General features: G+C 55.3%; 14 protein-coding genes. 11 read left to right on the top strand and 3 right to left on the bottom strand.

Going from position 1 to position 14,789, the window contains the following annotated elements:
* The first annotated feature begins 92 nt into the window (after positions 1 to 92).
* The gene (locus HNQ83_RS17750) at positions 93 to 614 is read left to right on the top strand and encodes a cupin (RefSeq protein ID WP_175390135.1); all 522 of its coding nucleotides are present in this window, start codon (positions 93 to 95) and stop codon (positions 612 to 614) included.
* 107 nt (positions 615 to 721) lie between these two features.
* Positions 722 to 1,588 carry a patatin-like phospholipase family protein gene (locus HNQ83_RS17745; RefSeq protein ID WP_175390134.1) on the top strand — a complete coding sequence of 289 codons (867 nt, stop codon included), beginning with the start codon at positions 722 to 724 and terminating at the stop codon, positions 1,586 to 1,588.
* 122 nt (positions 1,589 to 1,710) lie between these two features.
* On the opposite strand, the gene HNQ83_RS17740 is transcribed toward HNQ83_RS17745, so the two are convergent.
* Entirely contained in the window at positions 1,711 to 6,090 is a 4,380-nt protein-coding gene (locus HNQ83_RS17740; protein ID WP_175390133.1) for a hypothetical protein, read from the bottom strand.
* Positions 6,091 to 6,609: 519 nt separating this feature from the next.
* Here HNQ83_RS17740 and HNQ83_RS17735 point away from each other — a divergent pair.
* Entirely contained in the window at positions 6,610 to 7,230 is a 621-nt protein-coding gene (locus HNQ83_RS17735) for a LysE family translocator (RefSeq protein ID WP_175390132.1), read from the top strand.
* Positions 7,231 to 7,413: 183 nt separating this feature from the next.
* Here the strand turns inward: HNQ83_RS17735 and HNQ83_RS17730 are convergent, their stop codons facing one another.
* Together HNQ83_RS17730 and HNQ83_RS17725 are read right to left on the bottom strand one after the other, a co-directional pair.
* Positions 7,414 to 8,160: a tetratricopeptide repeat protein gene (locus tag HNQ83_RS17730; protein WP_175390131.1), complete on the bottom strand. Its 747-nt coding sequence runs from the start codon at positions 8,158 to 8,160 to the stop codon at positions 7,414 to 7,416.
* On the bottom strand, positions 8,160 to 8,417 hold the full coding sequence (locus tag HNQ83_RS17725) for a hypothetical protein (RefSeq protein WP_175390130.1): 258 nt from the start codon (positions 8,415 to 8,417) through the stop codon (positions 8,160 to 8,162). The genes HNQ83_RS17730 and HNQ83_RS17725 overlap by 1 nt, the downstream gene beginning before the upstream one ends.
* Before the next feature lie 74 nt (positions 8,418 to 8,491).
* Between HNQ83_RS17725 and gfa the strand changes: the two genes are divergently transcribed.
* The 8 genes from gfa to HNQ83_RS17685 all read left to right on the top strand — a co-directional run bounded on the left by gfa (position 8,492) and on the right by HNQ83_RS17685 (position 14,771).
* Complete coding sequence (gfa, locus tag HNQ83_RS17720; RefSeq protein WP_175390129.1) at positions 8,492 to 9,070, top strand: S-(hydroxymethyl)glutathione synthase; 579 nt, start codon at positions 8,492 to 8,494, stop codon at positions 9,068 to 9,070.
* Between the two features lie 235 nt (positions 9,071 to 9,305).
* A complete protein-coding gene (locus HNQ83_RS17715) occupies positions 9,306 to 9,986 on the top strand; it encodes a DUF3313 domain-containing protein (protein WP_175390161.1) in 681 nt (226 codons plus the stop codon).
* Positions 9,987 to 10,181: 195 nt separating this feature from the next.
* On the top strand, positions 10,182 to 10,523 hold the full coding sequence (locus HNQ83_RS17710; RefSeq protein WP_175390128.1) for a hypothetical protein: 342 nt from the start codon (positions 10,182 to 10,184) through the stop codon (positions 10,521 to 10,523).
* A 339-nt stretch (positions 10,524 to 10,862) separates the two neighbouring features.
* A complete protein-coding gene (locus tag HNQ83_RS17705) occupies positions 10,863 to 11,684 on the top strand; it encodes a winged helix-turn-helix domain-containing protein (RefSeq protein WP_175390127.1) in 822 nt (273 codons plus the stop codon).
* Complete coding sequence (locus HNQ83_RS17700; protein ID WP_175390126.1) at positions 11,681 to 12,163, top strand: hypothetical protein; 483 nt, start codon at positions 11,681 to 11,683, stop codon at positions 12,161 to 12,163. Before HNQ83_RS17705 ends, HNQ83_RS17700 begins: the two co-directional genes overlap by 4 nt.
* 378 nt (positions 12,164 to 12,541) lie before the next feature.
* Entirely contained in the window at positions 12,542 to 12,874 is a 333-nt protein-coding gene (locus HNQ83_RS17695; RefSeq protein ID WP_175390125.1) for a hypothetical protein, read from the top strand.
* 51 nt (positions 12,875 to 12,925) lie between these two features.
* Positions 12,926 to 13,927 carry a helix-turn-helix domain-containing protein gene (locus HNQ83_RS17690; RefSeq protein ID WP_175390124.1) on the top strand — a complete coding sequence of 334 codons (1,002 nt, stop codon included), beginning with the start codon at positions 12,926 to 12,928 and terminating at the stop codon, positions 13,925 to 13,927.
* 202 nt (positions 13,928 to 14,129) lie between these two features.
* On the top strand, positions 14,130 to 14,771 hold the full coding sequence (locus HNQ83_RS17685; protein ID WP_256669045.1) for an EAL domain-containing protein: 642 nt from the start codon (positions 14,130 to 14,132) through the stop codon (positions 14,769 to 14,771).
* The last annotated feature ends 18 nt before the right edge of the window (positions 14,772 to 14,789 follow it).

The raw sequence follows: 14,789 nt of genomic DNA, 5'->3' as shown, positions 1-14,789 counted from the left end.
GGAGGAAATGTTTAAAAGAATTTCAGGAACAGCCTGGGGTCTATCCTTTCAACAGGTTCGTGTTCATGACGTTCGTCAACGGGGGACTTTTCATGATTAGGTCGCAGGCTGTGGATGCTCCCGTTCAAACCCTGCTGCTCGAACGCAATGGCTGGGTACCGAATAATCCCCGCCTACCGGTACTCATTTACATCAAGGCCATTGCCGTTGAAGGAAGCGATCCCGCCGCCCTGATCGAGAGAACTTTCAGCGCCCATGGTTGGCCGCCGCAATGGCGCTACGGGGTCTACGACTATCACCACTACCACACCCAAGGTCATGAAGTGCTGGGCGTCGCCAGCGGCTTCGCTCGCTTGATGCTCGGCGGTCCGGAGGGTCGGGTACTGGAAGTCAGTGCGGGCGATGTCTTGTTGTTACCCGCAGGTACGGGTCATTGCAATCTAGAGGCCAGCGACGACTTTCTGGTGGTGGGTGCCTATCCGCCCGGCCAACACGCCGACATCTGTCGCGAAGCACCGAGTCCGGAACAACTGGCGAGCATTATCGCGTTGCCGTTTCCCAACCTGGACCCGGTTCAGGGCTTGCACGGCGCGGTCAGCCGCCATTGGGTTTGAACCTGCCGCGCCGGTGACACAACCATGGAGGAACGGCGATCGCTGAGAGGCAACGTAGAACCGTCAGCTAGACTGATCCGAAACATGTGTGCCCAGAGGTCTCGACCATGGCGACCAAAACCGCAATCGTATTCGCTGGCGGCGGCAGTCTGGGTGCGGTGCAGGTGGGTATGTTGCGGGCCCTGGTCGAGGCCAACGTTCGATTCGACCTGGTGGTTGGCGCTTCGGTAGGCGCTATCAACGGTGCCTACTTTGCCGCAAGACCCGATGCCGATGGCGTCGAGGCCCTCGCCGGATTCTGGCGCGGCCTGTGTAAAACCGACATCTTTCCCCTCTCCTGGCTCGATACCTGTCGAGGTTTGATCAAGCGGCGTGGTTTTCTGTTGCAACCGGCCGCCTTGCACCGACTGCTGGGGCGGGCACTGCCCATTCATCGCATCGAGGATGCGGCGCTACCCTTGCATATTGTCACCACCGATCTGCTCAGTGGTGCCGAGACGGTGCTGTCCAGTGGCGACCTTGAACAGGCGTTGCTGGCAAGCGCTGCCATCCCCCTGGTGTTCCCTTGCGTACAAATCGCCGATCAGTTCCTGGTGGACGGCGGCGTGGCAAGCAATACGCCTATTTCGACTGCCGTAGCCCTGGGAGCCACCAAGGTCGTGGTCATCCCCACCGGCGTGAGTTGCGACCTGACACAACCGCCCCGAGGCCTGGTCGCCTTGGCCCTGCACACCGTCAATCTGATGAGCATGCGCCAACTGGTAAGCGACATCGAACACTTCCGCACGCTCACCAGCCTGCACATCGTCCCGCCGTTGTGCCCTGTGGATGTCTCGGTGTTCAACTTTGACCAGACCGAATCCTTGCTGCAGCGTGCCTACGAGCAGACGCTCCGGTGGCTGGATCGTGGGGGGCTCGAACGCACCAAGGTACCGGGTGCCCTGACCATCCATTCACATGCCCATGAGCATTGAGTGCCCGCTGAACCAAGGTGTTCAACGGTGTTAGTCACGGGTTTACTGACGGTGAAGCTCAATAGCAATCCACCAGGCATGGCCAAAAGGTGTACGAGCGCTTGAATAGTTCACCACTACGCTCACTCCTGAGCGGCATCGTCATCAAGACTTCCGTCACGCATTTTCCGCCAGCGCTTCACTGAACTACGTACGCGCTCGCGTTCTGCCCGGATTCGCCCACTGACAGGCTGCCCCCTCCAGACCATCTCCCCATCGCGTTCGTGGCACAGGTCATCAAGTTTTTTCAGGGCTAGAGCTACGCGACCTTCATCGTTGAACTCGATAGCCGAGTAGACCAGTACCCCCCAAGCCTGGGTACTTATGTGCTGAACATCCTCGTACTCGGGGAATCTCGATGCAATCTCCGCCACACGCTCGACGGCCGCCTCGGTGGCGTCGATGTTGCTGTCTTTATGCGCCCAGGCCAGATACCACCAAGCTTGGGAGCTCTCGTACTGAAAACCGTCGTCTGACGGAAATTCCGATGCAATCGCTGCCACTCGCTTGGTGGCCTCCTCTGTAGCTGCGGCATTGTGATTCTTCTGCGCCCAGGCGAGAAGCCGATAGGCCACCGCGCACTCGTGCTGAATTTTTTTGTGCTTGAGGAATTTCGATGCGATCGCCGCTACCCGTTCGGTCGCCGCTTCGGTGGCCGAGGCGTTGCTGTCCTTGTTTACCCACGCCAAACACCGCCAAGCCTCAGCACTTGCACACTGAATACCCTCACTTGCTGGAAATTCAGAGGCGATCGCCGCTACACGTCTGGCCGCCGCCTCGGTGGCCGCGAGGTTATTATCCTGATGCGCCCAGGCCAGACACTGCCAGGCTTCGGCACTTGCACACTGAATGCCTTCATTCGCAAGAAATGCCGAAGCGATTGACGCTGCACGCCCGGCCGCCGCTTCGGTAGCCGCGGCATTGCTGTTCCTATATGCCAAGGCCACATTCCGCCAAGCCTCAGCACTATTGGATTGAATGCTCGCGCTCGCGGGAAATGCCGATGCGATCGCCGCCACACGCTGGGCCGCTGCTTCAGTGGATGCGGCGTCACTGTTCCTATGCGCCCACCCCAGATACCGCCAGGCTTCAGCATTCTCTGTCTGGATAGACTCACACGCGGGAAACGCTGATGCGATCTCCGCGACGCGCCTGGCCGCTTCCTCGGTGGCGACGGCATTGCTGTTCTTATGCGCCCAAGCCAGATGCCGCCACGCGCGGGCGCTTTTTAACTGAATGCCCTCGTGCGCGGGAAATGCCGATGCGATCGCCGCCACACGCTGGGCCGCCGCCTCGGTGCCCGCGACGTCATCACGCTGGAGCGCCCAGGCCAGACATTGCCAGGCTCCGGCACTCGCGTACTGAATGCCTTCGTGCGCGGGAAATGCCGACGCGATCGCCGCCACACGCTGGGCCGCCGCCTCGGTGCCCGCGACGTCATCACGCTGGTGCGCCCAGGCCAGACATTGCCAGGCTCCGGCACTCGCGTACTGAATGCCTTCGTGCGCGGGAAATGCTGATGCGATCGCCGCTACACGCATGGCCGCCGCCTCAGTACCCGTGACGTCGCCATGCTGATGCGCCCAGGCCAGACATTGCCAAACTTGCGCACTCGCGCACTGAATACCCACGTGCAGGGGAAATGCTGATGCGATCGCCGCTACACACTCAGCCGCAGCCTCAGTGGCCACAGCTTCTCTTTCCATATACGTCGAGGTTAATCTCCGCCAAACCTCAGCACTCTCCCACTGAAGACCTTCGTCCCCGGGAGATGCCGATACAGCTTCCATTAAACACTTGATTGCCGCCACAGTGACATCGTCGTTATTACCCGCGTTAGCAAAGGCCACCACCGCGAGTGCCCGTGCCCGCCCCCATGCAAAGGAAAGCGCTTCTTTGGCATCTTGCACCTCAGCGAGCCAGCCTGTAGACGGCATTGTGTCCGCGTCGAGACGGGTGGTTGCGGCAATGGCTTCCATCACGGCATAGAGCCACGAAGTGGGCTCACCCATGTCGCGTCTGCTTCCTGATGACAGTTGCACCGCGACGCTTGTTATCAGTTGCATACTCAACTGCGGCACCGCATCCGTCGCGTCTTTGTCATGGAGATTGCTTCGATTGGTTTCCCAGAATGCATTAGCTGCAGCCTGAAAGGTCGGATCCCCCGCACAAGGCATCGCTAGCTCTCCGAACAGCGGCAGCACGGCCAAAACAGCGTCCTCTAGCAGTTGCCGTAGCGACGATGTCATTGGCACCGTACATATGACACTCTGCCGTACCAAGTGCTGGGTACGCTGAATCAGAGTACAGCCAAAGGCGACGGTTTCGCCGGATGGCATAGTGTGCAAATTGGGCCACTGTCGATGTAGCAGGCGTAGCCACAGCACTAGGGCAGGCAGCCCACGAGCATCAGAACGCATCACCAGCGCCAATAGCTCTGGCGCCACAGAAGACAGTTCCTGCTCATCGAGCAACGACAATGCCTCATCAGCCTGCTGCAAGTTACTTTGATACACCACGGCCAGTTCGAAGTAGGCGCGTACAATCTCGACCCGCTCATCCAGACTGAGCTTTTGTGCACGCTCAAGCTCGGCAAGCGTGGGTAGTTGCAGTATGGCGAGTACAAATGCATCCCGTCGGCGCCTCTGTTGCCACCGACCCGCTGTTCGCAAGGTGCCCGCCGGATTCAGCAGCCACGCTTTGCGCATCATCAAAACAACGCGTTGGCGCGTGCCTTCACTCATTTCGGCGTCTCGTGGGACCTCAAAGTGCCGACGCAACATTTCGTCTACGATGACCGCAGGGCTAAGTGCTGGAACCCAGTCTCTAATGCACGGAACCCCAAATAGCTCAGACATACGACTTGCCAAGTGGTGTTGTACTTTCCAGCCAAGAAGGCGAGCCAACCGAGCTTCACTTCCACCATTAGCAACGCCGGCAATCAGGATTGCTTCAAACATCTCGTCTACATTCCCGACTACCTCGCCCAGATCATTGCGCAACACCTTCTCGCGATGCTCGGCACGAGCGCTCAGCACTCGCTCGCGCAACAGTTCGCGCTGCTTGCCCAGCATATCGACAGGAAGCAAAGGGGGATCGGTACGCAGCTCTTGGCGCTTGACCGTCTGACCGAATAGATCTTCGGCGCTCAGCAGGCTCTCGAAGCTCAGCTTTTGCTCACGCACCATACGGATGGATTCCGTCAGCAAAATCGGCTCCCCTTCCAATCCGTCGACGAGCGGCGCCCACCGGCTGTCCACACCGTAAAGTTCCAGATCCCTGGTGCTGGGGTCAGTCATTTGCGCGTTTACAAGTGCACGGAAATCCGGCACATGGAATCGCACCGCAGACAAATTCATGACAGGCACTTCGCCAAGGTCCAGCACGCCTGTTTGCCACAACCTTGAGCAAGCATCCCATTTCAAGCCCAGCACGGTGGGTAGTGTTACGTCGATGACCAGCAGGCGCACGGGGTGTCGGAACTCCGCGCGCTGGGCGTTCAACCTTTCGATGCAATCCTCCAGGGAGGCAGGCAGCAACTGGTCAGCAATCAATAACGTGGCTCGGCGTGGCAGGAACTGCGACAACCGTGTTCGCGGGGCGGAATCTTCGACGATGTAGCCGCAGTCCCAGGGATCGCTCTGCTTACGGGTCCGCCACCACACCCAGCTCTGGAGCCTTGTGCGCAAGCGCAAACGTAACCGAGCCCACTCCCCGGGAAGGGCGCAAAGCCGATCATTGCCGTCGAGGTGGCGCGAGAAGGCTTCGGCCAAATGGGACTTTCCCGTGCCATTTGCACCCACCAGCATCGCAATGGAAAACGGTTGATCTACGTTCGGCATCACCCACGGTTGCAGCCATGGTGAACGACCGCTGCCGGCTCCGCCAAAACACCACTGCTGCAACCATGACCATGTAGCCTTTTGATGATCGCCCAGTGGTCCAGCCCACCGCATACCGAAGTTGGCTCCCGGCGCTGCGCGCAGTGTTTCGTCATCATAGCTCGCTATCAATGCGGGGCCTGCCCGCTTTGCCGGGTAAAGGGCGAGCACAAATAGCGATATTATCAAGGTGACAAGCTCACGCTTCATGCCGTCAGGAGGCAAAAGCGCCAGGATGACCGGGATGACATCTTCAAGCCCGGGCAAGGCCGTCAGCCACTCCTGCAGTTTGGAGAACTTGAAATCAATCCAGCTTCGGAGCCACGCGACATTGCCGCCTAAGGCGCCAATAAGCAGCAAAATACCTTCGACGAGCAGGGCCGTTACCACAGCCATCAGAGCGGCCACCACGATTGTGGCTACCCAGTTGGCCACGAGATCCAGCCTGCGCTTGCGTTGGATATGCTCGCTCCTGAGTCCTTCCTTACCCATCGCTAGAATCCCCATCGCAAATTCAACCGCTGGAAATGGTGAATGGATCGGCCACTGATCTTGAGCGGACAGGTTTTCACGCCAAAGCATGATCAGAGTGCGGCGTTACCTGGATCCTCTCAAGCAGCATAGTTTCTGTTTAGACATACTCGGGATGAAGTGCTGGCCGTTTGGCGTAAACAATATTCAAGCGAACTCGCTGACTGGGGTCGGTTAACTACAGTGTTAGGGTACGACTGGAGTGTTTCCTGTGCGCATCGTCACGCTACTTAAATTGGGACAAGCTTGCGACTGAACGGCGTGTCGTTGTGATCATCCACAAGGCCACGATTGGAACCTCTGAGCTTGATCCCGGCTACGCCAAACGCAAAGATGAGGCGTTGAAGCGTGGCTACCTGTGGGGGGCCTGCCATTGGGGGGCGCGTCTTCAATGGCACCATGGAGCAACTAAAAGCAGCTTGGCCGCTCACAAAAGTGGAGCCTTAGCCCCATTCGGCAGCGGCGGCAGAACGCCTTCGTTACAGTGGCAAATGTTTTCTCACAACACCGTACGGAAACTTGATCTCCGCATACCTTTCAAATCTTCTTTATCTTTAGAGTCATACGCCGATGTCCATTGCAGACAACCTCCTCGCTTTTACCTTCGCAGCCACTTTGCTGACGCTGACGCCAGGCCTCGATACCGCCCTGGTGTTGAGAACCGCAACGGTGGAAGGCAAGCAACAAGCGTTTCGCGCTGCACTGGGAATCAATGCGGGTTGCTTGTTGTGGGGTGCTGCGGTTGCGTTTGGTTTGGGCGCTCTGATTGCGGTATCGGAGCTGGCGTACAACCTTTTGAAGTATTGCGGTGCTGCCTACCTGGCCTGGCTAGGATTGAACATGTTATGGCGCCCACGAAGCTCGCTGTCGCCCGTCGAAACGGACGCCAGGACACCTTCAAACTGGTTCCTCAAGGGCATGATGGGGAATGTGCTTAATCCCAAGGTCGGGATTTTCTACGTCTCTTTTCTCCCTCAGTTTATTCCCCAGGGACACAACCTGATTGCCTGGACATTTGGTCTGGTCAGCATCCACGTGGTGCTGGGTTTGCTGTGGGCATCGATACTGATCGGCGCGACTCAACCCCTCGCCGGCGTGCTGCGGCGAGGAAAAGTGATCGCATGGATGGATCGTGCAACAGGCATGGTCTTCATACTGTTCGCAGCGCGGCTGGCGTTCAGCAAGCGTTGAGAATGGCGTTTCCATTTACGTAATGCTGTTTGCTATCCAACTGTGGGAGCGAGCCTGCTCGCGAAGGGGCCCAGCCAGTCAACATTTATGCTGAATGAAACACCGCGTTCGCGAGCAGGCCCGCTCCCCAAAGGGATCGGGGACATATCTGTGAGAGAGTAGTCGCCTGTGACGATCAGCCCCTCACCCATGCACCAAATAGGCCCCGGCCGGCACCCGATGTCGCAGCTTCTTGCATTTGCCGGGTTTGGGCTGATGCCCGGGCGGGCGATCGGGAAACCAGATCCGGCACTTGCCGGGCGGCGGTAAATGGCCGCGGGGAATCTCAACCTCATCGTACGCAGACGCTGGCTGGACGGTAGCCAATTGCAATTTTCCTTCCGACGCAGGCTGGCCAATCGCTGGGGAATCCGATACCCGGTCTGCCTTCACGGGAGCCAAACTACCAGCGTCGGAGGGTTCAACAACGTCGCTTTCTGCCGTGTTGCGCTGCTGGGCCTCCAAACCCAGCCTCTTCTGCACCGCGACCAGATCCGCTTGGGCGCTGGACGGTGTGCCCGTAGCCTGGGCCTGCTGCGCCGCCTGGATCAATTGGAAGTTGCGGTTGCGTAACTCGACGTTGCGACCCACCCGTATGTTCGAGCGCGCCGCCAGGGTTTCAGCCTGCTGGTATTGCCCCTGTTGAAGTCGCAGCACACCGAGGTAATGCAGCGTCGCGGGGTTGTTCGGCTGAATGTGCAGGGCACGCTCCAGTGTGGCGGCAGCCTGGTCCAACTGGCCATTTTCATATTGCCGCGAGGCGGTTTCGATCAGGGTGGTTGATGCGCTGTTACTGTGCGTGGCTGCTTTTCGCTCAGCAGCCAGCGAGCAAAGCGACGCGCCGGCGCAGAACAGCAGGATGAGACCTGGCAAAACACTTTTGATGGGCATCAGGGGCGGACTCGACTGATCTTCGACGGCACGGCTGTAAAACAGACCGCAACGCAGCTCGGCATTGGCGATACGGGGCCTTCATTGACCTGACCGGTAGCCTGAAGTTCCCCCTCACCCCGCGGCGTCGCGACGCCCGGCGCACTGCTCCACATGCCTTTCAAACCGCGGGTGCAGCCGGCAATGCCTGGCGGTACTAATATGGTGATCAGGCGCATTTCCATTCCCTGAGGATGGACGCCTGATGCGTAGTGCATGGCTCGTCTTTAACGGTAATGCCCGGGTACAACCCCAGGCACTGTGTCTGCCCCCCTGAAAAGGAGACGCCAACGTGAGCACCCTGAAACTACACCCTGCACTGGACAACGGTATCCAGCCCGCCGCCGCGAATTTCGCCGGCGGCACCCTGCAATGCCTGTGTGCAACCGACAAGGTCGAAGTCAAGATCGACGCACAAACCGTCTATAACCACGCCTGTGGTTGCAGCAAATGCTGGAAGCCGAAAAACGCGCTATTCGCCGTGATTGCGGTGGTACCTCGGGATAAGGTCAGCATTACCGCACACGGCGAAAAACTGGAAATTGTCGACAAAACCGCTACCGTGCAGCGCCACGCCTGCAAGCAATGCCATGCCCATCTTTTCGGGCGCATAGAGAACAAGGACCATGCGTTTTATGGCCTGGACTTCATTCACACCGAGCTTTCTCCCCAGAGCGGATGGTGTGCACCAGGCTTCGCGGCATTCGTGTCCTCTCTCATCGAAACCGGCACGCCGCCAGAGCAAATGAAAGCCATCCGCGAGCGCCTGCGCTCGATCGGCCTGGAACCCTATGACTGCCTGTCCCCGGATTTGATGGATGCACTGGCGACCCATGTCGCCAAACAGAAAGGCCTGCTCCCCGCCGCCTGATTGATCGCCCGCCGCGGTTTCTTCGCCGGACCGCGGCCCCCGACTCTCCGCCAGCAACGATTGACGTGACGTTTAATAGTTTTTGAAGGTTATTGATTCGGATTTTCCAGCCCCGCCGGGCAGCATCCGCCCCACATTGACCGACGTGCAGCCGCAAGCTTTGCGTAGCTCAGGTCGGTATTGGGGGTCAGGTCGGAACCTGAATGACAACTTTCATTACTTGAGAACAGAACACATGAGTGTGTCGAATAAATGGATGGCGGTTATTGCCTTGAGCTGCGTGTTTCAGGTCGGTTGCGTCTCGAAGGTGCCGCAACAAGAAGAATACTCGGGCTACCTGCCCAATTATCAGGGACTGGAAGAGCAAACCACCCAGAGTGAGCAGAAGGTGATGCGCTGGGTCGCGCCGGGGTTTGATCCTCATGCCTATTCCACTGTGGTGTTCAACGGGGTTGAGTTGTACCCGGCCCCCATACCGACCGCACGCGTGAATCTGAAAACCCTGGAAGACGTACAGATCATGGCCAGTGACAGTGTCCGCAACGCCCTGGTCCCCGCCTTCAAGATCGTCCCGAATGCACAGCAGGCGCCAGTCGATTCACGGACATTGATCCTGCAGGCGGCGATTACCGATATCAGCGCGAGTAACGAAGGCATGCATTGGTATGAAGCAGTCCCGGTCGCAGCGATCGTCGGGGCAACACAAGCAGCCACAGGCCATCGCGATCAGACGGCCGAGTTGTATCTCGAGGCCGACCTGATCGATGCCAAAACCGGTTTGCCGGTCGTCAAGGTGGTTCGCAAGGTGTTCGGCGAGACATTGAACAATGCCAGTCAGCCAATCGTCGCCAATGATTTCAAGGATGCATTCAAAACCTTGACGAGCGACATGCTGGCCTTGCTTTCCAAGCAATAACCCGCCCGCAAAACCCCATGGCAACGTTGCTTTGCCTGCTATCCAATGCCACGGGATCGCATCGCGAGTGAACGGGCATGGGGCTGCAACGCTTGCCTTGACCCCACAGTTCCATGTCAGAGCGCCGGCATTCTTGATGCAGATTGCGAAATCGATCGGGCCTGGCTAAAAGAACCGAATCTGAGGACTCTACCGATGCGCCTCTTTTTTGTGCCCATGGTGACATTGGCCTCCTTGCTATTGGTCGGTTGTTCTTTCTCAGCGAACAACCCGACCTCTACCCTGCAAACGGACAAGTCGCCGGAACAATATGTCGATTGCGTCGAACCGAAGTTGAAGGACAATAAACTCAATCCAACCGTGTCTCACAGCAACCGCAGCTACAGAATCGTGGTGTCGAGCAAAGTCGCCGTAGACAATGTGCTTGAGACTTACAAGACAGATAATGGTGCCAAGGTGTATTTATATGAGCGCCAACTGCCAGCCTCCACCTTGATGACGTCCCGTCTTGAGCGTGCGGCATTGGAATGTTTGTAGGCTCGCCCTCCTCTGAAGCCTTTCCACTACCCCTCCTTTCCATCCTGCCGCGCCTTCGTCGTGGGGCGCATGGGGTTCTGCCTTGCACTTTTCGGATAGCGCAGAATACTCGTACCAAGCATCATGCCCTCCCCCGATTGAAACCCCGTGGATGACCCTTGCTTGACTCCTGTGACATTTCCGATAGGCCATTCCAGCATTGTCTGGAAGCCCTGATTGCACCTGCCACGCTTGCCGGCTCATAGCCGCTCATCTCCACAACAAGCACGTATATCGTCAAAAACAGCCCTTCAAAACCGTCTCTATACTCAGCCAGAACCAACCGAATGGAGGACCCTCATGCCCTATGCCTTCAAGCTGAAAAACGGTGCCATGGCCCTTTTCGACCCTGATACCGCCAAACTTTCCATCACAACACCCTATGGAGATGTTCAAACCTCCACACTGGGTAGAGCTGAATCGCGTCTGCTGGAGCTGCTGCTCAAGGAGCCCGGCCAGACCAAAAGCCGCGAGGAGATCACCGACTACGCCTGGAATGACCGCGTCGTCGCCTCCGGCAGTTTGAACCAGGCTGTTTTCTCACTCAGAAATATCCTTAACGACGGTCGAGATCACGAAGTTTTAATGACGGTTCCTCGAAGAGGATATTGCTTCAATCGTCAATATGTAGTGGATGCCCAGGCTGAGTTGCCGATGCCCTCCGATGAAGTGGCGCAACCTTGTGTGCCCGTCATTGAAGAAATGACGCCGAGTCGTAGTGATGATCCCCCGCAACTTTCAGGGAAAACCATAAAATCAAATCCTATATCAAAAGCCCATTTAATCGGATACGTCCTGACCTTGGGCGTGTGTGCCTATACGGGCTTTCATTCTGGCTTCGATACACCAAAAATAGAAATTTCCAGCGTAAAACAAAACGAGCTATTCATCCATGCAGTCGCTCATTCCGTCGCTGAGGCTCAATCATTGAGGGATCTTTCGGCCCGACAGGTTCAACAACTGACGCCCAATTTAAAAGGTCAAGTCTGGCTGAATCTCTATAAAACAAACTATTCGGTTTCGTGCATCCGCCCGGATTCAAGCACAGCAAACCTACAACTAAACAGCGATCAAAAAGACCTCGCACTGATGATTCGGCAATGTTTGGAAGCAACCATATGAAGTTGATAAAATCTTCAATGACGCACTGGGTAGTGCTTGGAGTCATCAACGCCGCCTGTATTTTTTCCTTGTTCTATTCGCCCTCCTACTACATGGAAAACACCAGCTATCAAACAACGACCCGACAATGGCTCGAGGATTTGAATCAGCTCAACACTGAGGAGTATCTGACCATCGGGCACGGGCGACTGACACAAACGACCCTGGAAAACCTGAACGGAAAAATTCGTAACGCCACCATCACCGCCAATGTTATTCGGGAAAGCAATCATCACGTCCAAATCAGAATCGACAACGTCAAGCTTAGCCAGGATAACGAGTTATTCGCCATTGAAAAGACGCCCGATCTTTTTTTCAGGCGCCAGTACGTTTTGCAAGAGGGTGCCGTTCTGAACTATGAACTCATACCCACCACCGATAAAAACTCCGTATGTTTTTATGTGCACGAACTCGGCCGTTTGCGCTGCATGAATCACTAAGCCATCACCGGGCAATTAGCCCAGGCAACTTTAATCAGGCATCAAGGATTGATACTGCTTGCTCGCCAGAACCGAATAAAAACAAAAATAACAATTTTTGATTTGAATCAAATCCCCTCCCTCTTCAAAAATTAATTTTTATAACGCTCAAGGGCGTGCCTGCTGCTAACCGGCACAAAGCCGACTCCACACCATTCCAAAAAGTTGCATGGCACCCGACAAAGTTATGTCATCAGCGGGTCGCTTGATCATTGAAAATATGAGTTTTTGACTTTAACAAGCACTTTGGTAGCGAGACTATTCACGGGCCCCGCCGACACAGTGAGGCGACTGACACCCTGTTCAGACTGAAAAGCCACTCACAAGGAAAACTCGCCCATGCTGCTTAAAAAATTTGCAACCGTATCGATTGGTGTATTGCTTTCTCTCAAGGCCATGGCTGGATACAAAGAACTTTACAGCGTCGATCTGGCGCAGATTGAAAGCAACAAGAAGAAGCTGAGCGATGAACATTACAGCTATAAAATTTGCACAAATTATCGCACCAATGAATATTTTGCCTTTGATGCTACGGCCATCGGCAATCAAAAAACCGCAATTTTCGGTTCGAAAATAGCGCCGTGCAAACTTCAAAGTCTGCTGGATCTTCCACAGAGCGATGCGTACCTTTTTTCAGCGATGCTGGAGCTCCCTCCCAAGTCATTAACATAAAGTCTAAGACATTGTCTGGCACTACCCATTAGTTGAAGAGCGTTCAATTCCATGAGCACCATAACCCCTGACGAAGTCTTTCATTTAACGTCCACCCCCATGGGCCCAGCCGATCAAACCATTGGCCAGTGGAAAGTAAACCTCATCCCGGAAGAGCATGAGGCAAGCATTCGACAGTATAAAATTATTCATAGCCCCACCCTCCAATGTAGCCGACTGGATTTCGACTCAGCGGTTACCCTGGTCAGCACTGTCCCTCATGGTTTTGTAACCTTGGCCATTTCACAGGCTCCCATTGGCCGACCTTCGGTTAATAATCGTGAGTTGCGACCCAATGAAGTCATCGTGCTGTACAGCAACGAACCTCTGCATTACACCTGCGAACCCAATGAAACTCTTTTTACGTTAACGACGACTTTAGAACACTATGCACAGTGCTTCGAACGCCATTCAACTATAGATGTGCTGACCCACCGAAAGAACCACAGCTTTCAGGTTGCAAATTTCAAGCAAATGGAATCTGCCGTTCAGGCCATCAACGCTTACTTTATAGATACCCATGGCGCCGCCGCAAGACAGCGCAGCGACATTGAAACTCTAGATCTTGAGAGTGACTTATTGATTTCACTTCTACAGTCGCTGACACCAGCTGGTCGTTCTACGCTTAAAGTTCCGACAAGAAAAATGATCGCTTTAGAAGCAATGGACTATATCCATGAGAATACAAAAAAAACGCTGAGCATGAAGTCACTGGTAAAACAGCTTGAAACCACAACTCGCAGTTTGCACCTCGGCTTCATGGACGCTTTCGGAATTTCACCCATCGCCTACATTCGAAACTTAAGACTCGCCAATGTCCGCCGGGATTTGATTCGTAACACCTGGCCCACGGTTACCGAAACCGCAATGTATTGGAACTTTCATCATTTAGGACGATTTTCCAAGGCTTACCAGAATGCTTATGGGGAAACACCCTCGGAAACCGCGAAGCGCAACAAATCTGGCGACCTGCATCGCTTACTTCACAGTCAAGGGGACAAACATGCGCTATAGGTTGAACTCACTACCACTCAAGCAGAAAGTCTTTTTTTGCATTCTCGCCTATTTGTGTGGTGTCGCGTTAGCCTGGTTGATTAATAGTTAAAAATGCAAACCAGGCCAGGCATCACCGGGTCAAATCATATTTTCCGGATTCACATAGCAGTATTTCAATAAAATTCATGAGCCGAGTGACCAAATGGCTCTAAGGTTGAAGATGTTCATTACCCTGGCTTTCATGTTGGCAGCACTGCTTTACCTTTCATGGAGAGCTCTAAGGCGTCACACCGCTACCGTCGTTCGGCTTCGCAACGCTATCAGAACGAACAAACTGGACGTTCACTATCAACCTATTGTTGATTTGAGGAAGGGATCTCTGGTCGGCGCCGAATCACATTCTCGCTGGCGTTCCAAAGGCGTCGCCACTCCGGCAGATGTATCCATCGCGGCGACACAGAAGCCCGAACTGGCCTGCGAACTAACGCGCTCGGTGATACGTCGTGTTGCCGAGGATTACAGCACCTATCTCTGGGCTTGCAAGGATTTCTACATCACCATCGATCTTACCGCCCAGGACCTTCTCGACCCGACCTTTGCCAACTTTGTGGCCAGCATCATCGCGACGTACAACATACCTGCTTCCGCCATCGTCTTTGAAATGACTGAAAGTGCCTTGTTGGATCACAAAGGAGCAGCGACTCAATTACATAGGCTTCGAGCGGTCGGACATCGTATTGCGATTGGTCAATTTGGAACTGGTTACTCCAGACGTTCTCTCATCGAACCGGCACTCCCTATTCATGCCTTGGCCAGGCGATATTTTCAACGCCCGGTGAATATCAACAATTACATTGATTGAGTCATCTGCATAAATATC

Source organism: Pseudomonas sp. C2B4 (assembly GCF_013359695.1).
In the GTDB taxonomy this organism is placed as follows: Bacteria; Pseudomonadota; Gammaproteobacteria; order Pseudomonadales; family Pseudomonadaceae; genus Aquipseudomonas.
Note: the sequence above shows the minus strand (reverse complement) of the source record. Positions and strands in the feature narration are given on the sequence as shown.

Excerpts from the sequence above, each read along its gene's own strand:
- HNQ83_RS17740 (WP_175390133.1), bottom strand. The coding sequence starts at position 6,090 with ATGCTTTGGCGTGAAAACCTGTCCGCTCAAGATCAGTGGCCGATCCAT.
- HNQ83_RS17700 (WP_175390126.1), top strand. The coding sequence starts at position 11,681 with ATGAAGTTGATAAAATCTTCAATGACGCACTGGGTAGTGCTTGGAGTC.
- HNQ83_RS17685 (WP_256669045.1), top strand. The coding sequence starts at position 14,130 with ATGTTCATTACCCTGGCTTTCATGTTGGCAGCACTGCTTTACCTTTCA.
- HNQ83_RS17715 (WP_175390161.1), top strand. The coding sequence starts at position 9,306 with ATGAGTGTGTCGAATAAATGGATGGCGGTTATTGCCTTGAGCTGCGTG.
- HNQ83_RS17695 (WP_175390125.1), top strand. The coding sequence starts at position 12,542 with ATGCTGCTTAAAAAATTTGCAACCGTATCGATTGGTGTATTGCTTTCT.
- HNQ83_RS17705 (WP_175390127.1), top strand. The coding sequence starts at position 10,863 with ATGCCCTATGCCTTCAAGCTGAAAAACGGTGCCATGGCCCTTTTCGAC.
- HNQ83_RS17730 (WP_175390131.1), bottom strand. The coding sequence starts at position 8,160 with ATGCCCATCAAAAGTGTTTTGCCAGGTCTCATCCTGCTGTTCTGCGCC.
- HNQ83_RS17710 (WP_175390128.1), top strand. The coding sequence starts at position 10,182 with ATGCGCCTCTTTTTTGTGCCCATGGTGACATTGGCCTCCTTGCTATTG.
- HNQ83_RS17725 (WP_175390130.1), bottom strand. The coding sequence starts at position 8,417 with ATGCACTACGCATCAGGCGTCCATCCTCAGGGAATGGAAATGCGCCTG.
- HNQ83_RS17735 (WP_175390132.1), top strand. The coding sequence starts at position 6,610 with ATGTCCATTGCAGACAACCTCCTCGCTTTTACCTTCGCAGCCACTTTG.
- HNQ83_RS17690 (WP_175390124.1), top strand. The coding sequence starts at position 12,926 with ATGAGCACCATAACCCCTGACGAAGTCTTTCATTTAACGTCCACCCCC.
- HNQ83_RS17745 (WP_175390134.1), top strand. The coding sequence starts at position 722 with ATGGCGACCAAAACCGCAATCGTATTCGCTGGCGGCGGCAGTCTGGGT.
- HNQ83_RS17750 (WP_175390135.1), top strand. The coding sequence starts at position 93 with ATGATTAGGTCGCAGGCTGTGGATGCTCCCGTTCAAACCCTGCTGCTC.